A 22,239-nucleotide genomic window follows, 5' to 3' on the forward strand; every position below is an offset into this window, starting at 1 on the left:
ACTCACGTGCAATGCCAGCTACCCCAGCCGAACCTGGATCGCGCCGAGCCCACCGCCATCCTCAGGCGAACAGCCCTTTGGTCGCCTCCAAATCCCCGACCGAGGCGCAGCCGTTCGGACAGTCCCCGCCCCCGGGCATACAGCCCCACAGCACGCTGCCCCGCCGGCACGGATGCCCTGCGAGCCACCCGGGCTCACAGCGCATCCGTCGTATCGACGGCGTCAGGGGGTGCCGGGCTGCCAGGCATCGGAAGGCGGATGTTGCGTAAATACCCACTCATGCACAGCAAATGATGGCTTGCCGGTTTCGCACCTACATGCGCGTGCGTTCGAACGAGGGAAAGTTTCTTGATGAGCACCAGCGGATCAGCGAAGCGGGCCACCAGTCGGCGTGGATTCCTCAAAGCGGGCGGAGGCGTCGCCGCCGCCGTGGTGGGCGGCGGCGCACTGCCCCTGTTCACGGCTTCCCCCGCGAGCGCGGCCGTGCCTCACTCGCCGCAGTTCAAGCTCGACGGAGCGGGCGGAAATCCGATATGGAAGAAGTCGCTCCACGCCAACTGGGTGATGCAGTCCTTCGGATACGACAACGTCCACCAGCACGTCTACTTCCTGCAGACGAAGACCGATAGCACGAACGGTGACCTGTGGGTCACCAAGACCGACACCGCGGGCAACCAGCTGGGGTCCATGGCTCTGCACGGCTTCGGCCACGGTGTCTCGATCGCGGTGGAGCCGTACGACGGACAGGTCTACCTGTGGACCGAGTGGAAGACGAGCACCAGCGGATTCGGGACGCGGATCGGTCGGTTCCCGTTCGTTAACGGGGGAGTGCTGGAGCAGGACGATCCCTCGATCCAAGATCGTACGCCCTCCATTGGCGACAGGATGATCAACCCGCAGCCCGTGATCGACCCGTCCACCGACCGGCTGCTGGTGCGCTACAACGTCGGCACGACCCAGCGCCGCATCGTCGCCTTCGCCCTGAGCGATGCCCGCGCCGGACGGCTCACCAGCGCGAACCGGCTGGTCGAGCGTGCCCTGCCGGACCGCAAGGAGTGGGGCGACGCCAACCCCTTCCAGGGCTTCGCCGCCTTCGGCCGGTACGCGTACCTGCTGGAGGGTGCCAGGGGAAAGCCCACGTACCTCACCACGGTCGACCTGAACGACGTCGGAAACTCCACGGTGGTGGACCGGTTCGTGACCACCGCGGGCCAGTCACTGCCCGGCCGCGAGCCGGAGGGCATGGCGATCTGGCAGTCCCCGGGCGGCCCGCGACTCGCCTTCGGCTTCTACTCGAACACGTCGGGAACCCGCCAAGCGAGCGTCTTCTACAAGAGCGAGTTCGTGTAGGCGGCGCCCGAAAGGGGCCGGACGAACGTAGGGCCGGGCCGTCCGCAGTTGTCCCGTGAACCGGCCGACCACCAGCGCCGGATACCTGGACAGCCTCTAAGAACGCCGCAGGCTTGCAGCCAGATGACCAGGGCTGTGTCGGGGGTCACCATCCTGCGGTGAGCGTGGTGGGGCTTGCGAAGGTCGTGTCGTCGCGGGCGATGATGTCGGTCCTGCCGTCGCCGTCGAAGTCGGCGGCGACGGCCTGCGTGAAGTCCCAGCCGCCACTGAGCTGTGCACCGCAACCGAAGGTGCCGTCGCCGTGGCCGGCCCAGATCTTCAGGTAGCCGGTGGCGTCCCGGGCGGTGAGGTCGGCCTTGCCGTTGCCGTCAAAGTTCGCGGCGGCGGTCTGTGTGAAGTCCCAGCCACCTGAAGCGTCGAGTGTGCATAACCCAAGGTAGGAGCGTGCTGGAGAGCCTGTGTCGGGCGGCCGGTTGGCGGACCGGGGTTCGCCAGCCGGGCAGGAGTGGTTCGAGGTGCGCACGAGTGACCGCCAAGCCCGGCATCGGTCAGGTCAGAGCCACTCGGCCCAGCCGAGGTTGCCATGTATGCACCGCTCGATCGCCTTCCAGCCCCCGCCCGCCGAGTCGGCGGACGGCGGCGAGAGCCAGCGCGAACCAGACCGCGAACACGCCGCCGATGATCAGCGGCCACTTCGGGCCCTCGAAGTACCCGACCGAACCGGCTGAGGGGTACGCGGCCTGCTGCAGGGTGAGAAATGTGTGCGAATTGCGGACTTGGGTGCGAAGAATTCCGCAGAACGGTTGTTACTTGATCAACTAGCCCGGGCGGGTGAGGCGGGGGAGAAGTGCGCCCGGTAGTGCGCCGGAGCACGCCGCGCCGTGGGCGCGGTGCGTGGGGCGGGTGGGTGTAGCGGTCAGTGAATGTCAGGGGCACGTTCGGGAGGAATGCGTGCGGTGTGCAGGCGAGTGTGACGGATATGTCCGTGTCCGGTAACCGGCGTCGGTGGGGGCTGCGGTGGGGCTCGTGTCGGGTCGAGAGTGTGGCCACGGCTCACCCCGAGCCACCCCCGCAACTGCCTCTACCATCCTGTTTCGGCTGGTGGGGCACTGTTCTTGAGGGAGCGTCACCCATGTCTTCTGCTTCTTCCTCCGTACGTCGTATTGCCGCCACGGTCCTGGCCGCCGGCGCCATCGTCTCTGCCGCCGCTCTGCCGGCGTCCGCCGCGGACGGGGACCGTCACCACCAGCGGCCGCGGGTGGAGATCAGCCGGGTCCAGGCCGACAGCCCCGGACGCGACGACCACTCGAACCGCTCCCTGAACAACGAGTGGGTGGAGATCACCAACACCACCCGCAACGCCATCAACCTCCGCGGCTGGACCCTGCGCGACAGCGACGGCAACCGCTACCGCTTCGACAACGTCCGCCTCGCCTCCCGTGCCACCATCCGCATCCACACCGGCAACGGCCGCGACACCCGCACCGACCTCTTCCAGGACCGCCGCGAGTACATCTGGGGCAACCGCGCCGACACCGCCACCCTGCGCGACGACCGCGGCCGCACCGTCGACACCGAAACCTGGGGCCGCCGCTAACCACCACCCCCACCACCACGACCACGCGCAGGCCGCGCATCGCGCCGCGGAACCTGCGTGACATGACCCACCCGCAGCCGGACCACACGGCCACCAGCCACTGACCGGCACGCGAGCACGGGCCGTCGCCCCGACCGGGCGACGGCCCACACTGCTGCCCTCAACAGGCGGTCCGAAGAACTGCTGGCCGGCGCCGCAGCTCACATGAGGGGGAGCCGAAGAGAACGGCGAAAAGAGCGACGGTCGGCAGTGCTCCCACCCTGCGGCGTGGGGGAGCCGTGTGGTTCCGCCGGTCGGACGCAGGGAGCTGCGGTGCTTCCGAGACCTTCGGGGTGAGGGAGGGCCGGCAGGCCAAGCGCGCATTCCTGGTAGCCGGGCGGGGCGAACTGGGTGCCCGCGAGGCCGTACGGAGACAGTTCGTCGTACAGGGCGCTCGTTGGTGGGCCTGTAGTCGTAACCGTAGTGATCTTGTTGGTGGAGGGGCCGTCCCGTAGAGCTCGGCCGGGCCGGGATCCGGCAGCTCCCGTGGGGTACCTGCCAGGCGCCCGGAGAGCCTTGGTCGGGGAGGAGAAGCGTGTGGGTCAGCGGCTACCAGCCTCGGGCTCGTCGTGCGATGGGCCGAGCCGAGTGCTGTCGAAGTCACAAGTTGTGGGCGGTGGGGTGCGACGGTTCGTACAGAGGGAGTTCGGCGCCGCTGGGAAGCCGGACAGCAGTCAGTTTGCCCCAGCGCTGTTCGCTGACCGGGCGGGTGATCTCGACGCCCTTGGCGCGGAATTCGCGGAGCTGGGCATCAAGATCGTCGCACATCAGGTAGAGCTCGTGCCGGGGTGGGCCATCGGCAGGGTGTACGGCGACCTCGGCCGGGGGCAACTTGAAGATGAGCCAGCCGCCGCCCGCGTCGACCATGGGGAAGTCGAGGACGTCACGGATGAAAGCACGGTCCGCCTCGGCGTCCTGGCTGTAGAGGATGACATGCGCACCGCTGATCATGGTTGGCCCCTGTCCATCAACGTGTTGACGGTCGTCCCCGGCATCCTGGCACGCCAAGGTCCAGAAGATCCCCGGCTGGGTTCGATGACACGATGGCTGACTTGAATGTCCAACGGAGTCCGTGTTCCTTGATGTGCCCGCCCGCCCGCCCGCCCGCCCGGACGGACGGAGTAGAGGGCTTTCGGGCCCGGGGGGTGTCTCTATGTCCTTCGTCAAGGACGTGGTGCCTGGTATGCGAGTGTTTGGGGTGGTCATGCGGCGAGAGTGACGTCGGGGGTCCGGGATTCGTAGAAGGTGCCGTCGCGGAGCATGGCGAACAGGACGCTGATGCGTTGGCGGGCGAGGCGGAGGAGGGCCTGGGTGTGGGTTTTGCCGCGGGCTCGTTGCCGGTCGTAGTAGGCGCGGGAGGCCGGGTCGGCGTTCATGCAGGCGAAGGTGGAGAGGAACATTGCGCGTTTGAGCTGCCGGTTTCCGCCTCGTGGTGCGTGCTCACCATGGATCGAGGTTCCCGACGACCTGGTCGTGGGGGCGAGGCCGGCGTAGGAGGCGAGGTGGGCGGCACTGGCGAAGCCAGTGCCGTCGCCGACGGTGACCAGCAGGACGGCGGCGGTCCTGACTCCGACTCCCGGCATCGAAGTCAGGACCTGGTGAAGAGGGTGCGCCTCCAGCAGGCTGTTGATCTGGGCTTCCAGGGCCCGGCGCTGGTCGTGGACCGCGGCCAGCGAGCGGGCCAGCGACGGGATGACCACGTCGAGGGTGCCGGTTCCCGGGACCACTACGGTCTGCTCGTCGAGGGCGTCGAAGACGTCGTCGATCAGCCGGGCGGCCATGCGCGGGGCCTTGGGCCGGATCACCTCGACGAGTCTGCGACGGCCGGCCTTCCGTAGTGCGGCCGGGGATCCGTAGCGCTCGAGGAGCCAGGTGACGGCGGCGTGGTCCAGGCGCGGGCCCAGCACCCGCTCGAGGCTGGGGTGGAACTGGGTCAGCAGCCCGCGGATCCGGTTGGTGGTGCGGGTGGCCTCGGCCGCGAGGTCCTGGTCGAAGCCGGTCAGCACCGTGAGCTCGGCGGTGATCTCGTCGGTCAGCTCCAGCGATCGCAGAGTGTGAGGTATCGTCCGGGCGGCGTCCGCGATGACCGCGGCGTCCTTCGCGTCGGTTTTCGCCTCTCCCGGATAGAGGTCGGCGATCCGTCGCATCGCGAGTCCGGGCAGGTAGGCGACCTCGCAGCCCGCGTCGCGGGCGACGGTCAGGGGCAGGGCGCCGATCGAGGCGGGCTGGTCCACGATCACCAGGACGGTGCCGAACTTGGCCTTGAGTTTGTCGAACACGGCCCGCAGCTTCGGTTCGCTGTTGGGCATCGGCTTGTCAAAGACCTTCTTCCCGGCCGGCGTGAGCCCGTGGCCATGGTGGGCCGTCTTGCCGACGTCCAACCCGAGGAAGACGCCTATGCCTTCGGTGTCTAACATCGCACGACTCCAGAGGTGTTGACCGTGCCGCCCTTGGCGGTGGCACCGTGCTCGCGCATCTACGTTATGCAGACCTGCCGCCCACATCTCTGCCCGGCATTGCGCCGGGCCGGGCGGTGGCCGGGTCTCTCATCAGCGTCTCCGACGGCACCTCCCGGGCCCGGCGACACCACCCCCCAGGTCATTCGTTCGACAGAGGGGACACAGTCATACCGGGCCCGGAGGCCAGCAGCCCCATTGCAGGACCGCGAAAAACATAACGGGGGCTCCCCGAACTGGCCGTGGTGCAGACGGGACCGTCATGCGTGAATCAGGTGTGGATGCGGTAGCTGTTGCCGTCGTGGTGGTCGGCGTGTTCGTCGTCGAACCAGTAGTCGCTGGCCACGAGGTAGCGGAACGAGTGGCTGCTGTGCGCCGGGAGCAAGACGTCGGCCGCGCGGGTGCCGTCGCCCCGGGGTTCGAGGGGGGTGGGTGGCGGGGCTCCAGTGGGTGACCCTGGTGCGGCCCTTGAGTCGCTTGCGGTCGAGCACGTAGATCCCAAGCCGTGATGGGGTCGGGGGGCACCCTCGCCCGCGCCGCGGCCTGCTGCGGTGGGACCGGCCGCGTCGCGCTGGCAGGTCACCCGACCGGCGGTGTGAACGGGTGGGGGCTCCCGGTGCGAGGGGTTTGAGAAGTGTCCCGGCGTCCGTGGCGGAGCCCGGCCGGGGTGGCTTCGTCGAGCGGCGCCCACCGCGTGCGTGGACCCCTCGTCGCCCTGCCACCGTGCCACGCGCGGGGCCGCCCCGCACGCACCGCACGCCACGACACAGAAGTGCAGGCCGGTCAGGCACGCTGCCGTTTGTGACGGCTTGAGGGCGGGTCGTCGGAGAAGAGGGCGAGGAGCCCCGCGATGTCGCGCCCCGCCTCGGCGGGGTGGCGGAACTGGGCGCCGGGGTTGATGCGGTAGTGGTTGCGTCGTCCTTCGCGTACCCGGGTGAGGTATCCCTCCTGCTCCAGGTCCGCGACGATCGCCTGGACGGTCCGCTCGGTGAGCACGCAGGTCTCGGCGACTTCCCGCAGGCGGACTTCGGGGTCGCGGGCGAGAGCGAGCAGAACACGGGCATGACTGGTCAGGAAGGTCCATGCCCCCTGGGGAAGGCCTTCATCACCCATGCCTCCAGCTTGCACCCGTCTTGTATATACGTCCTGTTTTTCATGTATTTCTTGACGTATGTTGGTCCAATGCCGACCATGCTGTTGGAAGCAGAAACAGCCCCCAGAACGTGTGGGGAGGCAGCCATGACCGCGACCACGCCCGACCACCGGCCCTGTCCCTCGAGCGCGGCCGGCCTGGAGGTCGGGGTGACCCCCGGCCCACGGCCCGGGACGGTCCAGGTCGTGGTGAGTGGCGAGATCGACTTCGACAATGCCACGTTCCTCCGCAGGGCCCTCCTGGCCGCCCTCGTCTCCCACCGCGCGACCCTGCTCGTGGACCTGGAGCGGGTGACCTTCTGCGACTGCGCCGGCCTCAACGCCCTCCTGACCGCCCGCCACACGGCCCTGCGGGCCGGACGCACCCTGTACATCACGGCCGCCGGGCGCCGCGTCGAGCGGCTCCTGACCCTCACCGACACCCGCTCCCTCCTCACCTGAACGCGTGCGCTCAAAGCAAGTGATCTCCATGCCCGCCTCCGTCCCCCTCGCCCACAGCCACGAAGTCCGCCACCGCATCCCCGAGACCGCCACCACCCACCCGCCCTCCGAACGTGCAGTCCCGTGGGAGGTGTGCACGCTGATACTGACGACCCCGGCCGCAGCCCGCGAGGCCGAGCGCGTCCTGTCCGCCGCGGTCGCAGGTGCCGGCCTGCCAGAGACCGTCCCGGCCGCCGCGACGATCGAGGCCTCCCGCGGCACACCCGTCCCGGCCCGCGCCGAGCAGGTGCTGCGCCAGGCTGTCCACACGGCCCGCACCCCGGTCCCCCTACCGTCCTCGACGTCGGGCCCGTACCTGCTGCCTTTGCGGGAGGGGGCCGAGAAGGACCTCGGCCGGTTCTTCGAGACCTGCCTGAGCCTGACCGCCGAGCCCGGAGACCCGGAGGCATGCCGGGCCTTCGAGGACTCCCTGTTCAGGCTCTGCATCCTCATGGGCCAACCCTTCGCCCCCGAGGCACTGTGCGAGGCCGTCCAGTACACCGCGGGCTGACCTCATGGCCTCGAAGTACGGGCCGGCCGGCAGGGCCCCGCCCACCCACAACGAGAGACGGCCGATCATGAACGCCAAGAACGAACAAGACCCGCGGCCCAACCTGCTTCCCGACTTGGGAGCGGCCGTGGACGAGCACGGTCGCCCGCCGGGAGCCCCGTCACGTACAGGCACCGGCGTGAGCCCGCCTGCCGACCCGGCCCGTGTGGAGCGTGCCGGGAAGCAAGCAACACACCGGAAGCCCGTTGAGCAACTGCCGGCGGACGCGGGAGAGGGGTCGCGAGCGCGCTGAATGAGGTTCTCTACAACGAGGCGAAGCAGAAGGGTATCTAGGGCCGTTCGAAGATGGACAAGGTAGAGCTGAAGCGGGCGTTGGGCCAGTGAACGGACCCTGTCGACGTGAGGAGAGCGGTCTGCTGGGGCACGCGTCCGAGCGGCCATCGGCGCGGGGCGGTCGTTGGACATTCTAGGGCGAGATGGGCGACATGGCGACGGGGTCCCTTGCTGTCGAAGGCGGCTGCGGCTGCGGCTGCGCGCCCGGGGGGAAGCTCGACCCCCACGGCTCCAGCGGTCACCGATACCTCGGCCACCGATACCTAGCCCACGGATGACCGACAGTCCTGCCAGGCGGCCGGCATCCCGCCCGAGCGAACCCGGTCCGGAGGGTGGGGCGGATCGGCCCGCGGTTGACTCGGCCCCCGGTTGACATGGTTGCAACGGGTGGCAGGGTGGTGTCCGGGGCCAATGTTGGGAGGCTTGGCATGGCATCCGCTTGGGCACGCTGCTCCGCAGCACGGCAACTTCCGCTCCGGCTCACGGTAGGCGCGTTCTTTCTGAACTCCGGGCTCACGAAACTGGGCGCGGACGAGACCACCTCCGAGAAGCTGCAGCAGTTCGCCGCCACGACCTACCCGTTCCTGGGCAAGCCCGACGCCCAGAAGTTCGTACGGCTGCTCTCCGCCGGGGAACTCGCCATAGCCGCCACGCTGCTCGTGCCGGTTGTCCCTGCCGCCGTCGCCGGGGTTGCGCTGACCGCGTTCTCCGTCGGCACGATCGGGCTCTATCTGCGTACGCCGGGGATGCGTGAGGAGGGCAGTCTGCGCCCGACCGAGCAGGGAATCGTGCTGGCCAAGGACGTCTGGATGCTGGGCATCGGCATCTCCCTCATCGCAGAGGGCCTGAACGGGCACCGGTGACGCACCCGCGAGTACACCGACGAGTCGGAGAAGGCGCGCGGTAGAAGCCCACGGTGGACGGATGACGGTGGGCGCCTTCGGCAGTGTGGGGGAATGTCAGTGGTCGGCGCTGGGGACGGCCAAGGGGTCGCCGGGTGCGGCGTTCTTGGCCGCTTCCATCTGTTCGCCGAGTTCCGTGAGGCGGTTGCGGCCCATGGCCTTGCGGACCTCGGGGAACCACTCCTTCTCCTCTTCCTCGACGTGGTGGCGGACGTTTTCCATCAGGACCGTCATCTTGGCGTCGAACCGTTCGTCAGCGGGATCGAGGTCCTTGAGTTCCGAAAGCATCCACAGGACGACGTGGTGCTCCTCGATGCTTTCGAGGACGTGGTCCTTGGTGGTGGGGGCCGCCTCGCGGGCTGCCGGATAGAAGATTTTCTCCTCGATCCAGGTGTGCGCGGTGAGTTCTTCGATCACCTGGTCGGCGATCTTCCGCTTGGTGATGTGCGCGCCGTCGCCGGCCTTCTCGAACTGCTTGAAGAGCTTCTCCACCGTCTTGTGGTCTTCCTTGAGCAGTACGATCCCGTCCACCGGGTCTCCTTCCGTCGTCCATCGGGCGAGCAGCCGACCGCCCTGACCCGTGTACCCGGTGGTGCGTTGGCGACACTGGTGACCGAAGGGGATGCCTCGTACAGGCGACCCTCCCTACGCCGAACGCTGATGCGCCTTCGGCCTGTCGCCCCCGGCGGAGCTCGGCTCGGCCGCAGGGGCCGGCGGCGATCACACGGTGCGGATGGCGGTGATGGCCGCACCGGCCATACGGCCCACTCGTCCGGCACCAGCACCCGCCCGGGGCATTGGTGGTTTAGCCCTTGCACTGCGGTGTGCGCAGAAGCTTCCGCTCGTGGTGTGGGTGTCCCTTCGCATACCGGGTAGGCGCGTCACGACAACAGCGTGCACATCGTGAAGGGGAGACTCCGCATGAGCACGATAGAGCGGCAGATCCACAGCTCCGATGAATCCGTGAGTGTGCTGGTCTCGCGCGCCTCCCAGCAGATTTCGGAGCTGGTCCGCGAGGAGATGCAGCTGGCCCGCGTAGAAATGACCGCGAAGGGCAAACGCTTCGGCAAGGGCGGCGGCCTTTTCGGTGCGGCGGGCCTGATCGGAATCCTGGCAGCTCAGGCCCTGACCGCAGCCTGCATCGCAGCGCTCGCGTCGATGCTCCCGGTCTGGGCATCGGCCCTGATCGTCACGGCGGTGTTGGCGGTGGTCGCCGCAGTGACCGCCATGGCCGGGAAGAAGCAGATCGCAGAGGCCGGCGCACCCGTCCCGGAGCAGACCATGGACAGCGTCAAGGCCGATCTGGCCGAAATCAAGGAGAAGGTGCACCGATGACCGACCAACCCCGAACGAATTTCGGCACGCCCACCCCTGACGAGCTGCGCGAGCAGGTCGAGCACACCCGCGACGAGCTCGGGCAGACCGTCGAGGCGCTGGCGTACAAGGCCGACGTCAAGGCGCAGGTGAAGGAGAAGACAGCCGCCGTGAAGGAACAGGCCGCCGAGAAGACCGCCGCGGTCGCCGACCAGATCCGCGTGCGGACCCAGCATGCCGCTCAGCTCGTGAAGGACACGACACCCGATCCGGTGCTCGACAGGGCGGGTCAGGCCGCGAGGGTGGCACGTGCCAACCGCAAGCCGCTGCTCGTGGCCGGCGCTTCACTGGCCGTCCTCCTGCTGATCTTGCGGCGCAGCAGGGCACGGCGATGAAAGCCTCGAAGGTGGCCTACAAGCCTGTCGGTCTGGCCTTGGGCGCCGTCAGCGGCTTGATCGCGGGGGCCGCGTTCAAGCAGGTCTGGAAGGTCGTCGAAGGCGAGGACGACGCTCCCAGCGCCACGGACGAAGACCGCTCCTGGCGGCAGATCCTGATCGCGGCCGCCCTCCAGGGCGCGATCTTCGCCGTGGTCAAGGCCGCGGTCGACCGCTCCGGCGCCGTGGCCACGCGTCGTATGACGGGCACCTGGCCGGGCTGACCCGCACGGCCACACGGGACAGAGGCGTACGGCGCCGGGCTCCTGCTCGGTCGGCTGCGTGGAATCCGTGGCGCAGGGGCAGGTGGCGAGCCGGGAGATCAAGGTCCGGCATTCGTCCGATCCTCTGAAGAGCGCCGATGATGTGGGTGGGCCGCGACGGCGAGGGCAGTCGCAGAATGTCGTCCGATTTCTGCGGTCCGCTCCGAGGACCGCATTTCCACCGGGAGGTACGCGGTGCCCAGTACGGTCCTGTCCTTGCCTCCGCTGCCATGTGACCTGATGGCCCTGCCGGGCGTCTACCGGCCGCAGGCGGACACCCTCTTCCTCGCGGAGGCGCTTGCCCAGGAGGAACTCGGGCCGCGTACGGACGCGCTGGAGATCGGTACGGGCACCGGCGCGCTGGCACTGCACGCCGCGGTCAGAGGAGCCCGGGTCACGGCGGTCGATGTGTCGTGGCTCGCCGTGGTCACGGCGCGGCTGAACTCGCTGCGCCGACGGTTGCCCCTACGCGTCCTGCACGGCGACTTCGCGGCGCGCACCGCAGGGTGCCGGTTCGACCTGGTGGTCGCCAATCCGCCGTACGTCCCCGCCCCGGGGGTCCGGCTGCCGTCGCGCGGACCGGAGCGGGCCTGGGACGCCGGCCCCGACGGGCGCGGGGTCATCGACCGGATCTGCGCCCGAGCCCCCTCCCTGTTGCGTCCCGGGGGCGTCCTGCTCATGGTGCACTCGGCGATGTGCGGGGCCGGTGAGACCCTGGATCGCCTGGCCGGCGTGGGGCTGGCAGCGGAGGTTACGGCGAGTGCTTCGGTGCCGTGGGGCCCCGTACTGCGTTCGCGAAGGGCCTGGCTGGAGCAGCGGGGTCTGGCGGCAGAGACCGACGAGTGGGAAGAGCTGGTGATCATCCGTGCCCGGTCCCTCTGACAGCTCCCCGGCCCCGGCCCCGGCCTGGGCCTCCGTACGGGCGCCGGCCCGCCGGGTATCGGTGGACCCGCTAGGTCCGGTCCTGGTCGAGGGGCCGGTCGAGATCGTCCTGGACGACGGGACGGTCGCCCGGTCCGACCGCTTCATGGTCGCGGTGTGCACCTGCCGCCGCAGCCGTGCGTACCCGTGGTGCGACACCAGCCACCGCTGTCGTGAGCGGGTCGGCCCGCCTCCCGAGGACAGGAACCCGCGATGACCTCGCCGAGCCCGACGTCGAACCCGCGCCCGTACACGGTGGCGCCGGCCGCCGGACCCCGCCTGGTCGAGGCCCGGGGCGAACTGTCCCGCGCCGTGACTGAGGCCCTGCGATCCGGCGGCCCGCCGGTGTACGCCACGGGGTCCGTACTCAAGGCGGACCCCTGGGGCGAGGACCTCCAGCTCGCCCTCTACCTGCTCTACGAGCTGCACTACCGCGGCTTCGACGGCGTGGACGACGAGCGCGAATGGGACCCGGAGCTACTGCGGCTGCGCCAGTCGCTGGAGACCCGCGTCCTGCACGCCCTGCGCATTGAGCTGCCCGACCCACCCCGAACGGTCGAGGAAGCCTTCGCCCCGCTTCTGGTGGAGCCCGTGGACCTCTCCGGCAGTCTCAGTCACCACCTGGAAACCGAGGGCGAGCTCTGGCAGTTGCGTGAGTACGCGGCCCTGCGCTCCCTCTACCACCTCAAGGAAGCCGACCCGCACGCCTGGATCATCCCGCGCCTCACCGGACGGGCCAAGGCCGCCATGGTCGCCATCGAGTACGACGAGTTCGGCGCGGGCCGCGCCGACCGCATCCACGCACGGCTCTTCGCGGACCTCATGGTCGACCTGCAACTGGATCCCGACTACGGCCGCTACCTGGACCGCGCGCCGGCGCCGCTGCTCGCGACCGTGAACCTGATGTCCCTCTTCGGGCTCCACCGCGCCCTGCGCGGCGCGCTCGTCGGTCACTTCGCATGCGTCGAGGTCACCTCGTCGCCCGGCTCCAGGCGCCTCGCCAAAGCCATGCTGCGCTGCGGAGCGGGACCTTCCGCCGAGCACTTCTACGCGGAGCACGTCGAAGCCGACGCCGTCCACGAACAGGTGGTGCGCCACGAGGTGATCGGAGGCCTGCTGGCCGACGAGCCCTACCTGGAGGCGGACATCGCGTTCGGATGCGCGGCGACCGTCCTGCTGGAGGACCGCCTCGCGGTCCACCTCCGAGACGCCTGGGACCAGGGGCGCAGCGCTTTGCGGACGACGCCCGGGCACGGTGACGGGGGCGATGGGCGCGCGGGAAGTGTCTCCTTCAGCGACTGGCTGCCGGGCGGCGGGGTAGGAGCGAGGTACTGAGGGAGAGCCGGTTCCGGCTCGCTCCGGCCCATTCGACGAAGGGCTCCTTCATGTCCTCCATGATGACCGCCCCGCTCTGCGGCACGGATCGTGCACGGACGACACTGCCGCGGGCCGGACACGGTCCGACGGTGGGGGTGGAGGAGGAGTTCCTGCTCGTGGACCGGCTGACGGGACGCCCTGCGGGCCGTGGTCCCCACGTGGTGAAAGCCGCGACCGCGGTCCTGGGCGAACAGGTCCAGGCAGAATTCTTCAGCGCGCAGGTAGAGGTATGCACCAAACCCACGGCGGTTCTGACCGAGCTGAGGTCCGAACTGTCCCTGCTGCGCAAGGTGCTGGGGGAGGTGGCAGCCAGTGAGGGATGCCGCCTGGTGGCCGCCGGCACTCCCGTGATCCCACCGGGGATCCCGCCGACCGTGACCCCGGGAGAGCGTTACGAGCGGATGGCCGCCCGGTGGCCCTCACTGGTCGGTTCGTACGACGGGATGGTGTGCGGCTGCCACATCCACGTCGGGGTGGACGGACGCGGGCAGGCCCTCGCGCTGGCCAACCACATGCGTCCCTGGCTGCCTGCGCTTCAAGCCCTTGCCGCCAATTCGCCCTTCTCCCTCGGGAGGGACAGCGGCTGGGCGGACCATAGGTCCGTGGAGCATGCGCGCTGGCCCGGCGTGGGGCCCGCGCCCCTCCTCGACGAAGCCGGCTACGAGAGCCTCGCAGACCATCTGGTGACGACCGGGACCCTGCTGGACCGCCGAATGATCTACTGGTACGCGCGCCCCTCCGAGCACGTACCGACGCTGGAGATCCGGGTCTGCGACGTGAACGCCGACCTCGACGTGGTGCTGCTGCTCACCGCCCTGGTGCGGGGCCTGGCCACCGTACTGCTGCGCGAGATCGGGGACGGGCGCCCGCCGCCCGATCTGCCCGCCGGGTGCCTGCGCGCCGCCCACCGGCTCGCCGCCCGGCACGGGCTGGCGGGCGAAGGCCTCGACCCCGTGCGAGGGGAGTGCGTACCGGCCGTGACACTGACGGAGCGACTCCTCGCCCGTGCCGCGCCCGGGCTCGCAGCCGCGAGAGACCTCGAACTCGCGGAGGAGGCGTTCCACCGGGTGCGGAGCTCCGGAGGCGGGGCCGCCCGCCAGCGCGCCGCGTACCTGCGGCGGGAACGCCTGAGCGAAGTGGTGGGCGATCTGATCCGCACCACCGCCACCGGCTGACGCGGCGCACACGTCGACGCGGACCGGAGCGGAGCACCCAGGCCGTCGACCGACTGAAGGCGACACGGCGGGGTAGCCGCTGGACACGGACACCATCAAGGACACGGACACCAGCAAGGGAGGACACGGTGACGGACCACGGAAAGCCCAGGCAGCACGCGCGGCGGACCGAGCCGTCCGGGGCCGCGGGCGCGAGCGGTGCCCGTGCGGCCCGGCAGCCGGCGGACGATGCCGTTCTGCGGCGTTCGGGCACGGCCGAGGGCAGCGCGGATGCCGGGGGTCACCGTGCCAAGCACCAGCGTCCGGGCATCGGCCGTGAGGAGCAGATCCGCCCCGCTGACGAGCTGCAGGCGGACGCCGACGACCGTGGACATCAGCGTGATCAGCGCGCCCGCGCGTCATCTCGGCGCAGGGCCTCGTAGGCTGCCCGGATGCGTCACCACGATCTTGTCGTCATCGGTGCGGGATCCGGCAACGCCGTCATCGACGACTCGTTCGCCGATCTGGACGTGGCCATCGTGGAGGAGCGCTGGTTCGGCGGAACCTGCCTGAACGCCGGATGCATCCCGAGCAAAATGCTCACCTACACCGCGCACGTCGCCCGGACCGTCCGCGAAGCGGGCGCGTACGGCGTGGACGCCGAGCTGCGAGCGGTGCGGTGGCGCGAGGTGCGCGACCGGGTCTTCACGCGGCTGGACGCCGAACGGGAAGACGGCCGTACGTACCGTGAGCAGCAGGAATGGGTCACCCTCTACGAGGGCAGGGCGCGGTTCACCGGCCCCAGGACCCTCCGCATCGACCGGGTGGACGGGCCCGTCGACGTCAGCGCCGGGCAGATCGTCGTCGCGGCGGGCGGTCGGCCCTTGGTTCCGGGGCCCGTGCTGGACGCGGGCCTGCCGTACGAGACATCCGACACCATCATGCGCATCGACGCCCCGCCCCGGCACCTGGCGATCCTCGGCGGCGGTTACATCGCCGCGGAACTGGCCGATGTGTTCGCCGGGACGGGAAGCTCCGTCACCATCGTCGAGAAGGAAGAGCAGCTGCTCGGCCCCCAGGACGAGACGGTCCGGGAGCGGTTCACCGACCTGGCCCGCTCCCGCTACGACCTCCGGCTCGGCCGGGAGGTCACGGCGGTCGGCGGTCGGCCGGGCGGGCTACGGCTGACCCTGGACGACGGGTCGACGGTCGAGGCGGACGCGTTGCTCGTCGCGGTGGGCCGCGTGCCGAACAGCGACCGGTTGGACCTCGAAGCGGCCGGAATCGCCACCCACGACGACGGCCGTGTGATCGTCGACGCACACCAGCGCACCACTGCGGAAGGTGTGTTCGCACTCGGTGACATCTGCTCACCGGTGCCCCTCAAACACGTGGCCAACCGTGAGGCGAAGGTCGTGGCCCACAACCTCCGGCACCCGGACGACCTGATCGCGGCCGATCACGATCTGGTGCCGGCGGCGGTCTTCACCCGCCCGCAGATCGCCTCCGTCGGTGCCACCGAACAGGAGCGCCGCGACAGCGGGCTGGACTACCGGGTGGGCACGGCCGGTTACGGCGACATCGCCTACGGCTGGGCGATGGAGGACACCACCGGCTTCTGCAAAGTGCTGGCCGAGCCCCGTACGGGGCGCCTCCTCGGCGCCCACCTGATGGGCGAGCATGCCCCCACGCTCATCCAGCCCCTCGTCCTGGCGGCGACCCTCGGCATCGACGCCACGACCCTCACCAAGTCCCCGTACTGGATCCACCCCGCGCTCACCGAGGTCGTGGAGAACGCCCTCCTCGACCTCGACCTGTGAGGCCGGGGCCGAGCGGCCGGCGCCGACGGATTGCGGATCATCGCTCGGGGTAGCCGCTGTGGGGGCCGTTGGACCATTCGGAACACGAGGAGGAGCCGTGACGGAGTTGAACCCCTTCACCGACGTGCTCGACGGCCCGGTGTACGTGGTCACGGCCGCGTCCGGTGGCGAGCGGGACGGCTGCCTGGTGGGTTTCGCCTCGCAGTGCTCCATCGACCCGCCGAGGTTCACCACCTGGCTGTCGATCGCCAACCGCACCTACCAGGTCGCGCGTGAGGCCGAGTACCTCACCGTGCACCTGCTCCGCCGCGACGACCGGGCGCTGGCGGAACTCTTCGGAGGGGAGACGGGCGACGAGGTGGACAAGTTCGCGCGGGTCGGCTGGCGGCCGGGACGAGCGGGCAGTCCGGTCCTGGAGCGGGCGCCCATCTGGTTCACCGGCCGGATCGAAGGGCGGATCGAGGGCGGTGACCACGTGGGCTTCCTCCTGGCTCCGGTAGCAGTCTGCCCGCCGATCGAGGGCCCGCCGCCCCCACTGCTCCGATACCGGGAACTGCGCGACCTGGAGCCCGGCCACCCGGCCTGAGGCCCCGGGCCGGGCCGCTCTCCCCCCGCTTCCGGGGGCGGGGCGCGTTTGAACGGGGCCGAACGGGTTAGGCGCCGAACATGGTGCGAATCGGGTACACGATGATGACCGAGCAGGCCGGGCCCCGCGAACTGGTCGACCACGTGGTGGCGGCGGAGCGGGCAGGGTTCGGCTTCTCCGTCATCTCCGACCACTCCTTCCCCTGGCTGGAGGCGCAAGGTCACGCGCCCTACGCGTGGAGCGTCCTGGGCGCCGCCGCGCAGGCCACCTCCCGGATCCCGCTCATGACGTACGTGACCTGCCCGACGTTCCGCTACCACCCTGCCGTGATCGCCCAGAAGGCGGCCACGATGCAGCTCCTTTCCCAGGGGCGCTTCCGGCTGGGTCTGGGCTCGGGAGAGAACCTCAACGAGCACATCGTCGGCGCGGGCTGGCCCGCAGCCCACGTCCGCCTGGACATGCTCGAGGAAGCCGTGGGGATCATCCGCTCCCTGTTCGACGGTGGTCACGTCAGCCACCACGGCAGCCACTTCGACGTCGACGACGCCAGACTCTGGGACCTCCCCGACGATCCGCCCCCGATCGGGATCGCCGTCTCCGGAAGACGTTCCTGCGAGATCGCGGGCCGCTGCGGCGACCTGCTCATCGCCACCGAGCCGAAGCAGGAGCTGCTGACCGCGTTCGGCGCGTACGGAGGCTCCGACAAACCGTGCGTGGGCCAGCTCCCCGTCGCCTACGACCCCGACCGCGACGCGGCGGTGGCCCGGGCACACGAACAGTTCCGCTGGGCGCTCGGCGGATGGAAGGTCAACGCGGAACTCCCCGGCCCCGCGAGCTTCGCCCAGGCCTCGCGGTACACCCGGCTCGAGGACGTGGCGGATGCCATCCCCTGCGGCGATGACGTGGACGCCTTCGTCGATGCGGTACGCCCTTACGCCGACGCAGGATTCACCGAAGTCGCCCTGATCCAGATCGGCGGCGACCAGCAGGAGCCCTTCCTGGAGTGGTCCCAGACGAAGCTGCTGCCGGCTCTGGGGGAGCTGTGACAACGGCCGGGAAGCGGACGTGAAGCGCGCCGCGTTGTTCGATGTCGACGGCACCCTCGCCGATACCAATCACCTGCACGTGGTGTGCTGGTGGGAGGCCTTGAGGCAGGCGGGCCACGACATTGCCATGCACGACATCCACCGCGCGATCGGACTGCCCGGTGAGGACCTCCTCGCGCACGTGCTGGGCGAGGATCGGGATACGACCGAGGACGACACGCTCAGCGCCGCTCACAGCACCCTCTACGGAACGTACTTCGACCGGCTGCCCCCGTTGGGCTCGGCAGCGGATCTCCTGCGCGAGCTGAACCGACGGGGTTGGCGGGTCGTGCTCGTGACGTCGGCCAAAGACGCCGAGCTCGACGCGCTCAGACGGGCCGTCGACGCGGACGACGCCATCACCGCGACGGCGAGTTCCGACGACGTGAGCGAGGGCAAGCCCGCTCCCGATCCGGTGCACCACGCCCTCGGCCTCGCCGACGCACCCGCGCAGGGCGCCGTACTCGTCGGCGACACCGTCTGGGACATGCAGGCAGGCCTGCGGCCTTGCTCAGGATCCGCGAACGAATGCCAGAGGCGTTCGCCGTGGGTGTGGTCGATTGACTCGATGCCACCCGGGTCTGCCTCCATCCGTCACCTGTGGGTGTCACGCCGAGGCGGCGGGCGCCCTCCGGCGTGAGCCGTACCAGGGCCTCCCCGGTGTGCTGCGTCCGAAGCGCCGCTACCCGCCCCTCGCGCACAAGCCGGCCGGCACAGCGCATGCGGCGTGACGCCCCGCGTTGGGTACGGCGTGGAGATGGAGCAGCTGTCGTTCGGGATGCGCACCCCCGGTCGCGGTGACGTACGTCCGGTGCGCGCTGTGCGGAGCACTCCGTGCCTCACGTCATGTCGCTCTCCAGCGGCTGCGATTGATCATGTCGCCCCGCTGCGGGTGCGTCCCGGGAAGTGCTGTGGACCGTGCGGTGCTGGCTGGGTGTGGTTCCGTAGTGTTGCAGGAACAACTGCCTCATCGTCTCGGCGGAGCTGAACCCGCAGCGCCGCGCAACCGAGGCCAGCGGCAGGGCTGTGGAGACGAGGAGTTGCGAGGCCGCCTCGGCTCTGGCGGTGCGTACGAACTGGGCCGGGGTCTGCCCGAGGTGGTCGAGGAACAGCCGGGCCAAATGACGTGCGCTGACTCCCGCGTACGTGGCGAGCGTGGTGGCGCTGAGGTCGCCGTCGAGGTGTCCGGTGATGTGCTCGACGGTCCGTTGCACGGTCCCGTCCTCGGGAGCCGGTGCGCCGACGAACATGCTGATCTGGGCCTGATTGCCCGGTCTTTGGAGGTAGGTCACCATCATCCGGGCCAGCATCCGGGCGATGGCCGGACCGTGGTCCTCCTCGATGAACGCGAGGGTGAGGTCCAGCGCCCCGGTGACGCCGGCCGAGGTGCAGACGTGCTCGTCGCGAAGGTACAGCGGCGCGGCGTCGACGTGGACGGCCGGGTGACGCTGCGCGAGGTTGCGCGCGTACGCCCAGTGGGTCGTGACGCGCCTGCCGTCGAGCAGCCCGGTGGCCGCCAGCACACTCGTGCCCGTGCACACCGACGCGACCCGATGGCTGATTCCGGCCAGGCGACGCACGTGCTCAACCAGCCGAGTGTTCTGCGCCGCCGCGGCGTGACCCGGCCCGCCGACGACCAGCAGTGTGTCGACCGGGCCGCGGGTACGTTCCAGGGCGGCCTGCGCGCCCAGGACCAGTCCTGAGGAGCAGCGCACCGGGCGGCCCTGCGGGGTGACCAGGCGGACCTCGTAGGGCGGACTCGCATGGAGGCGGTTCGCACCGTCGAAGGCGCTGGTCACGCAGGCGACCTCCACCAGCTCCACATCGTCGTAGGCCACGACCACCACGTGGTGGCGGACAGTTGTCGTCATGCGTTCGACACTACCTAGTCCGACCGTAGGACAGGCATCCCAGGATTTCGGACATCGGGTCCGCGGACTTCCCCCCTCGGCGGCAGCTGTGGGTGAGAGTCGTCGGAGTCGCCGGTGCGGCGGTTCACCGCCAGCCCGCGACCACCACCGATCGATTCAGGAGACATGCCATGACCGAAACCCCGCCCGCGCCGTCCGAGGCACCGGTGAAAACCATTGCCTTCGTGCTGTACCCGGGCCTCACCCCGCTGGACATCGTCGGCCCGCTGCAGGTCTTCGCCGCGTTGTCCGACCTGGTCCCCGGCTACCGCACCGTTGTGGTCGGCGAGCGGATCGAGCCGATGGGAAGCGACACCCCGCTGTCTCTGGTGCCCAGCCACACCTTCGAGAAGATGGCGGATCCATACGCGGTGATCGTGCCCGGCGGCCTCGTCCCCACCCTTGCCGCAATGGCCGACGAGAATCTCCTGCAGAACCTGCGCGAAACGGCATCGCGCTCCGAGCTCGTCGGCTCGGTGTGCACCGGATCGCTGTTGCTTGCGGCGGCAGGGCTCCTGGAAGGCCGCCAGGCCACCACGCACTGGATGTACCGAGACCTGCTCACCCGCTTCGGGGCAACACCGGTCCTCCGGCGCTGGGTCGAGGACGGGCGCTTCATCACCGCGGCCGGCGTCTCGGCCGGTATCGACATGGCTCTGCATCTTGTCGGCCGCCTCGCCGGTGAAGAGGTCGCACGGATGGTCCAGCTGTTCATCGAGTACGACCCCGAGCCGCCCTTCGGGCCGATCGACTGGACACCCGCCGACAGCGGCCAGTACGCGCCCTTCGCCCGCCAGCTGCTCCAAACCGCTCTCACCGACCACCCTGCCCTGCTGGCGCACCTGAGCAACTGAGCTCGGTGGGCTGGGCGGGGGCCGGGCTTCCGATCGGGCGCGGCAGGCCTGCCCCGCCGGTGGCCTACGCCCCCCTGCACCTGCACCGGGGCCGACGCAGAAGGGGCCTCGGGGTGGCGGTCAGCTACTCCTGCACGAGCGAACAACGCGCGCACTGCTCGACCGCGCAGCACGATGGCCGTCCCGCCGCAGCGAAGAGGAACCGGCGAACCGACCGCTCCGGAGAGTTCTTGTTCCTCCGCGAGCCGTCGCATGTCCTCCTCGACAAGGGCTGAGACGAGCGAGTCATCTTCGCCGAAGCGGATCAGTTGCTCTGCTGGGCTGTAGAAGGGGGGCGTGGCTCCGAGGCTGGCGCGGCACCCACGGCACTGCCATGGCCTGCGCACGGTGACCCAGTGGGCACGGGTGCACTACGGGCATTCGATGAGGTAGGCGCCGGGTCCGTACGCGGATCCCACCATGCGTGACCGTACCGGGCATGGTTCTCCGGGTCGGTTCGGGCTGCGGTGGGAGGGCCAGCCCAACAGGACCGGTTGGCCACCGGGCCACGGGCAGGTGCACATGCTGGCGCAGTGGCAGGCGCGGGCCTTGCCGAGTTCTGTTGCCTTCTCCCGACGCGGAGCGGTCGGGCCCTTCACCTCCAGCCAGGTGCCCCGGGCGCTGCGCAACCTGCGCGACGAATCCCCGGCCCTTGCCGGCAGGACGGGAAGCGTGAAGTACCAGCTCATTGTGGCGACCACGGCCCTGCCCCGGCTGACCCGCGACGGGGCCCGCGCTCCGGTGTGGCGGGTCGTCAGCAACGGCCACGGCGAGCAACGCCGCGCCCTGGCCGCGCTGCCGAAGGCGCGATAGACCCCGTGGGCCCGGCCCGCTGTCTGCGTGGGCCGGGCCCGTCGGTCCTCGGCGGGCCGCTAGGGTCGTGGGCAGTCCGCGCCGACATGGGTGCGCGGGTCAGGGCCGGTGCCCAGAGCGCTCTGGGGCAGTACGACCGGACCGTCCTCGGCCCTGGCACTCCGGCAACGGAGCGCCAGGGCCGCGTCGTATGCGCGGCAGACGGCGCACGCCATCGAGCGATCCGGTGAGCCTTCAGGGCGTTCGGCACTCCAACTACGGTGTGACCGATTTGATCAAAAATAGTCACTCTGCGATATAAGATGACTATTTTCGGAATCTGTCCCCGTCAGGTGACCGAGTTGCGTAGGCTCCTCACCGGTTCGGGTGATGTCACATGTCATCCAACCGAGGAAGTTCTTTCACTCGGGAGTGGGCGCGTCTTGTCGGGCTTCGTGTGCGGAACGACGCTGCCGGAGCCCGGCAGAGGAAACGGCCCGCCGGAACTGGAGGGGAAACCTCATGGCTGAGATCGATCTCGGGGTGGCGTCGGACTGGGATGAGGGTGACAACCACGGCCGTATCAAACTGCGGCAGAACCAGATCGCCCCGACCTCGAAGGACGTGCTCATCAGCTCTCCGGTGAGCATCGAGCTTTCGGTGAACACGAACTACTCCACCTCACAGGAGGCGGACAAGATCTACTTCACGACCCACCACGGCTCCACGAAGAAGGTCATCGCGGTACTCGACTCCGACGGCAACCTACACATCGCTGGTCGCCTGATCACAGAGCAGAAGGACCTGTCCTACTAGGCAGCGACGCAAGCGAACCTCCCCGGCCGGCAACACCAAGGAGACGTCGGGCCG

General features: G+C 69.8%; 25 protein-coding genes. 19 read left to right on the forward strand and 6 right to left on the reverse strand.

Going from position 1 to position 22,239, the window contains the following annotated elements; genetic code table 11:
- The first annotated feature begins 351 nt into the window (after positions 1-351).
- Entirely contained in the window at positions 352-1,350 is a 999-nt protein-coding gene (locus tag OG594_RS23450) for a twin-arginine translocation signal domain-containing protein (RefSeq protein WP_266602067.1), read from the forward strand.
- Between the two features lie 145 nt (positions 1,351-1,495).
- Here OG594_RS23450 and OG594_RS23455 read toward each other — a convergent pair whose 3' ends face one another.
- Complete coding sequence (locus OG594_RS23455; protein WP_266602068.1) at positions 1,496-1,873, reverse strand: VCBS repeat-containing protein; 378 nt, start codon at positions 1,871-1,873, stop codon at positions 1,496-1,498.
- A gap of 609 nt (positions 1,874-2,482) precedes the next feature.
- On the opposite strand from OG594_RS23455, the gene OG594_RS23460 reads away from it, so the two are divergent.
- Positions 2,483-2,947 carry a lamin tail domain-containing protein gene (locus OG594_RS23460; RefSeq protein ID WP_323185272.1) on the forward strand — a complete coding sequence of 155 codons (465 nt, stop codon included), beginning with the start codon at positions 2,483-2,485 and terminating at the stop codon, positions 2,945-2,947.
- A gap of 639 nt (positions 2,948-3,586) precedes the next feature.
- Here the strand turns inward: OG594_RS23460 and OG594_RS23465 are convergent.
- From OG594_RS23465 to OG594_RS23475, 3 genes are all read right to left on the reverse strand, one after another.
- A complete protein-coding gene (locus OG594_RS23465) occupies positions 3,587-3,937 on the reverse strand; it encodes a VOC family protein (RefSeq protein ID WP_266602069.1) in 351 nt (116 codons plus the stop codon).
- 251 nt (positions 3,938-4,188) lie between these two features.
- Entirely contained in the window at positions 4,189-5,403 is a 1,215-nt protein-coding gene (locus tag OG594_RS23470) for an IS110 family transposase (protein ID WP_266602070.1), read from the reverse strand.
- 822 nt (positions 5,404-6,225) lie between these two features.
- Positions 6,226-6,555: a helix-turn-helix domain-containing protein gene (locus tag OG594_RS23475; protein ID WP_266602071.1), complete on the reverse strand. Its 330-nt coding sequence runs from the start codon at positions 6,553-6,555 to the stop codon at positions 6,226-6,228.
- 126 nt (positions 6,556-6,681) lie between these two features.
- Between OG594_RS23475 and OG594_RS23480 the strand changes: the two genes are divergently transcribed.
- From OG594_RS23480 to OG594_RS23490, 3 genes are all read left to right on the forward strand, one after another.
- Positions 6,682-7,035 carry an STAS domain-containing protein gene (locus tag OG594_RS23480; RefSeq protein ID WP_266602072.1) on the forward strand — a complete coding sequence of 118 codons (354 nt, stop codon included), beginning with the start codon at positions 6,682-6,684 and terminating at the stop codon, positions 7,033-7,035.
- A gap of 4 nt (positions 7,036-7,039) precedes the next feature.
- Positions 7,040-7,585, forward strand: coding sequence for a DUF5133 domain-containing protein (locus OG594_RS23485; RefSeq protein ID WP_266602073.1), 546 nt, complete (start codon positions 7,040-7,042; stop codon positions 7,583-7,585).
- A gap of 761 nt (positions 7,586-8,346) precedes the next feature.
- Entirely contained in the window at positions 8,347-8,781 is a 435-nt protein-coding gene (locus OG594_RS23490) for a MauE/DoxX family redox-associated membrane protein (RefSeq protein WP_266602074.1), read from the forward strand.
- A 96-nt stretch (positions 8,782-8,877) separates the two neighbouring features.
- On the opposite strand, the gene OG594_RS23495 is transcribed toward OG594_RS23490, so the two are convergent.
- Positions 8,878-9,351 (reverse strand): hemerythrin domain-containing protein, encoded by a 474-nt coding sequence (locus OG594_RS23495; protein WP_266602075.1) that lies wholly within the window; start codon positions 9,349-9,351, stop codon positions 8,878-8,880.
- A gap of 390 nt (positions 9,352-9,741) precedes the next feature.
- On the opposite strand from OG594_RS23495, the gene OG594_RS23500 reads away from it, so the two are divergent.
- From OG594_RS23500 to OG594_RS23550, 11 genes are all read left to right on the forward strand, one after another.
- A complete protein-coding gene (locus OG594_RS23500) occupies positions 9,742-10,155 on the forward strand; it encodes a phage holin family protein (protein WP_266602076.1) in 414 nt (137 codons plus the stop codon).
- On the forward strand, positions 10,152-10,529 hold the full coding sequence (locus tag OG594_RS23505) for a DUF3618 domain-containing protein (protein ID WP_266602077.1): 378 nt from the start codon (positions 10,152-10,154) through the stop codon (positions 10,527-10,529). The genes OG594_RS23500 and OG594_RS23505 overlap by 4 nt, the downstream gene beginning before the upstream one ends.
- Positions 10,526-10,792 carry a DUF4235 domain-containing protein gene (locus OG594_RS23510; RefSeq protein ID WP_266602078.1) on the forward strand — a complete coding sequence of 89 codons (267 nt, stop codon included), beginning with the start codon at positions 10,526-10,528 and terminating at the stop codon, positions 10,790-10,792. Before OG594_RS23505 ends, OG594_RS23510 begins: the two co-directional genes overlap by 4 nt.
- A 279-nt stretch (positions 10,793-11,071) precedes the next feature.
- Complete coding sequence (locus tag OG594_RS23515; protein ID WP_266603146.1) at positions 11,072-11,713, forward strand: HemK2/MTQ2 family protein methyltransferase; 642 nt, start codon at positions 11,072-11,074, stop codon at positions 11,711-11,713.
- On the forward strand, positions 11,697-11,969 hold the full coding sequence (locus OG594_RS23520; protein ID WP_266602080.1) for a CDGSH iron-sulfur domain-containing protein: 273 nt from the start codon (positions 11,697-11,699) through the stop codon (positions 11,967-11,969). Before OG594_RS23515 ends, OG594_RS23520 begins: the two co-directional genes overlap by 17 nt.
- Positions 11,966-13,087 (forward strand): iron-containing redox enzyme family protein, encoded by a 1,122-nt coding sequence (locus tag OG594_RS23525; protein WP_266602082.1) that lies wholly within the window; start codon positions 11,966-11,968, stop codon positions 13,085-13,087. Before OG594_RS23520 ends, OG594_RS23525 begins: the two co-directional genes overlap by 4 nt.
- Before the next feature lie 50 nt (positions 13,088-13,137).
- Positions 13,138-14,304 carry a glutamate--cysteine ligase gene (locus tag OG594_RS23530; protein WP_266602084.1) on the forward strand — a complete coding sequence of 389 codons (1,167 nt, stop codon included), beginning with the start codon at positions 13,138-13,140 and terminating at the stop codon, positions 14,302-14,304.
- A gap of 431 nt (positions 14,305-14,735) precedes the next feature.
- Positions 14,736-16,103, forward strand: a complete 1,368-nt coding sequence (locus OG594_RS23535) for a mycothione reductase (RefSeq protein ID WP_266602086.1) — start codon at positions 14,736-14,738, stop codon at positions 16,101-16,103.
- A 97-nt stretch (positions 16,104-16,200) separates the two neighbouring features.
- Entirely contained in the window at positions 16,201-16,689 is a 489-nt protein-coding gene (locus OG594_RS23540) for a flavin reductase family protein (RefSeq protein ID WP_266602088.1), read from the forward strand.
- 80 nt (positions 16,690-16,769) lie between these two features.
- On the forward strand, positions 16,770-17,735 hold the full coding sequence (locus OG594_RS23545) for an LLM class F420-dependent oxidoreductase (RefSeq protein ID WP_266602091.1): 966 nt from the start codon (positions 16,770-16,772) through the stop codon (positions 17,733-17,735).
- A 19-nt stretch (positions 17,736-17,754) separates the two neighbouring features.
- A complete protein-coding gene (locus OG594_RS23550) occupies positions 17,755-18,414 on the forward strand; it encodes an HAD family hydrolase (protein WP_266602093.1) in 660 nt (219 codons plus the stop codon).
- A 199-nt stretch (positions 18,415-18,613) separates the two neighbouring features.
- On the opposite strand, the gene OG594_RS23555 is transcribed toward OG594_RS23550, so the two are convergent.
- Positions 18,614-19,645, reverse strand: a complete 1,032-nt coding sequence (locus tag OG594_RS23555; RefSeq protein ID WP_266602095.1) for a GlxA family transcriptional regulator — start codon at positions 19,643-19,645, stop codon at positions 18,614-18,616.
- A gap of 170 nt (positions 19,646-19,815) precedes the next feature.
- Between OG594_RS23555 and OG594_RS23560 the strand changes: the two genes are divergently transcribed.
- The 3 genes from OG594_RS23560 to OG594_RS23570 all read left to right on the forward strand — a co-directional run bounded on the left by OG594_RS23560 (position 19,816) and on the right by OG594_RS23570 (position 22,185).
- Entirely contained in the window at positions 19,816-20,538 is a 723-nt protein-coding gene (locus OG594_RS23560; RefSeq protein WP_266602097.1) for a DJ-1/PfpI family protein, read from the forward strand.
- A 588-nt stretch (positions 20,539-21,126) separates the two neighbouring features.
- Positions 21,127-21,390, forward strand: coding sequence for a hypothetical protein (locus OG594_RS23565; RefSeq protein WP_266602099.1), 264 nt, complete (start codon positions 21,127-21,129; stop codon positions 21,388-21,390).
- Between the two features lie 501 nt (positions 21,391-21,891).
- A complete protein-coding gene (locus OG594_RS23570; RefSeq protein WP_266602101.1) occupies positions 21,892-22,185 on the forward strand; it encodes a DUF6342 family protein in 294 nt (97 codons plus the stop codon).
- The last annotated feature ends 54 nt before the right edge of the window (positions 22,186-22,239 follow it).

It is taken from the genome of Streptomyces sp. NBC_01214, assembly GCF_026340975.1.
In the GTDB taxonomy this organism is placed as follows: Bacteria; Actinomycetota; Actinomycetes; order Streptomycetales; family Streptomycetaceae; genus Streptomyces.

Coding starts and splice junctions, on each gene's coding strand:
- OG594_RS23450 (WP_266602067.1), top strand. CDS start 352: ATGAGCACCAGCGGATCAGCGAAGCGGGCCACCAGTCGGCGTGGATTC.
- OG594_RS23460 (WP_323185272.1), top strand. CDS start 2,483: ATGTCTTCTGCTTCTTCCTCCGTACGTCGTATTGCCGCCACGGTCCTG.
- OG594_RS23465 (WP_266602069.1), bottom strand. CDS start 3,937: ATGATCAGCGGTGCGCATGTCATCCTCTACAGCCAGGACGCCGAGGCG.
- OG594_RS23470 (WP_266602070.1), bottom strand. CDS start 5,403: ATGTTAGACACCGAAGGCATAGGCGTCTTCCTCGGGTTGGACGTCGGC.
- OG594_RS23475 (WP_266602071.1), bottom strand. CDS start 6,555: ATGGGTGATGAAGGCCTTCCCCAGGGGGCATGGACCTTCCTGACCAGT.
- OG594_RS23480 (WP_266602072.1), top strand. CDS start 6,682: ATGACCGCGACCACGCCCGACCACCGGCCCTGTCCCTCGAGCGCGGCC.
- OG594_RS23490 (WP_266602074.1), top strand. CDS start 8,347: ATGGCATCCGCTTGGGCACGCTGCTCCGCAGCACGGCAACTTCCGCTC.
- OG594_RS23500 (WP_266602076.1), top strand. CDS start 9,742: ATGAGCACGATAGAGCGGCAGATCCACAGCTCCGATGAATCCGTGAGT.
- OG594_RS23505 (WP_266602077.1), top strand. CDS start 10,152: ATGACCGACCAACCCCGAACGAATTTCGGCACGCCCACCCCTGACGAG.
- OG594_RS23510 (WP_266602078.1), top strand. CDS start 10,526: ATGAAAGCCTCGAAGGTGGCCTACAAGCCTGTCGGTCTGGCCTTGGGC.
- OG594_RS23515 (WP_266603146.1), top strand. CDS start 11,072: ATGGCCCTGCCGGGCGTCTACCGGCCGCAGGCGGACACCCTCTTCCTC.
- OG594_RS23525 (WP_266602082.1), top strand. CDS start 11,966: ATGACCTCGCCGAGCCCGACGTCGAACCCGCGCCCGTACACGGTGGCG.
- OG594_RS23530 (WP_266602084.1), top strand. CDS start 13,138: ATGTCCTCCATGATGACCGCCCCGCTCTGCGGCACGGATCGTGCACGG.
- OG594_RS23535 (WP_266602086.1), top strand. CDS start 14,736: ATGCGTCACCACGATCTTGTCGTCATCGGTGCGGGATCCGGCAACGCC.
- OG594_RS23545 (WP_266602091.1), top strand. CDS start 16,770: ATGGTGCGAATCGGGTACACGATGATGACCGAGCAGGCCGGGCCCCGC.
- OG594_RS23555 (WP_266602095.1), bottom strand. CDS start 19,645: ATGACGACAACTGTCCGCCACCACGTGGTGGTCGTGGCCTACGACGAT.
- OG594_RS23560 (WP_266602097.1), top strand. CDS start 19,816: ATGACCGAAACCCCGCCCGCGCCGTCCGAGGCACCGGTGAAAACCATT.
- OG594_RS23570 (WP_266602101.1), top strand. CDS start 21,892: ATGGCTGAGATCGATCTCGGGGTGGCGTCGGACTGGGATGAGGGTGAC.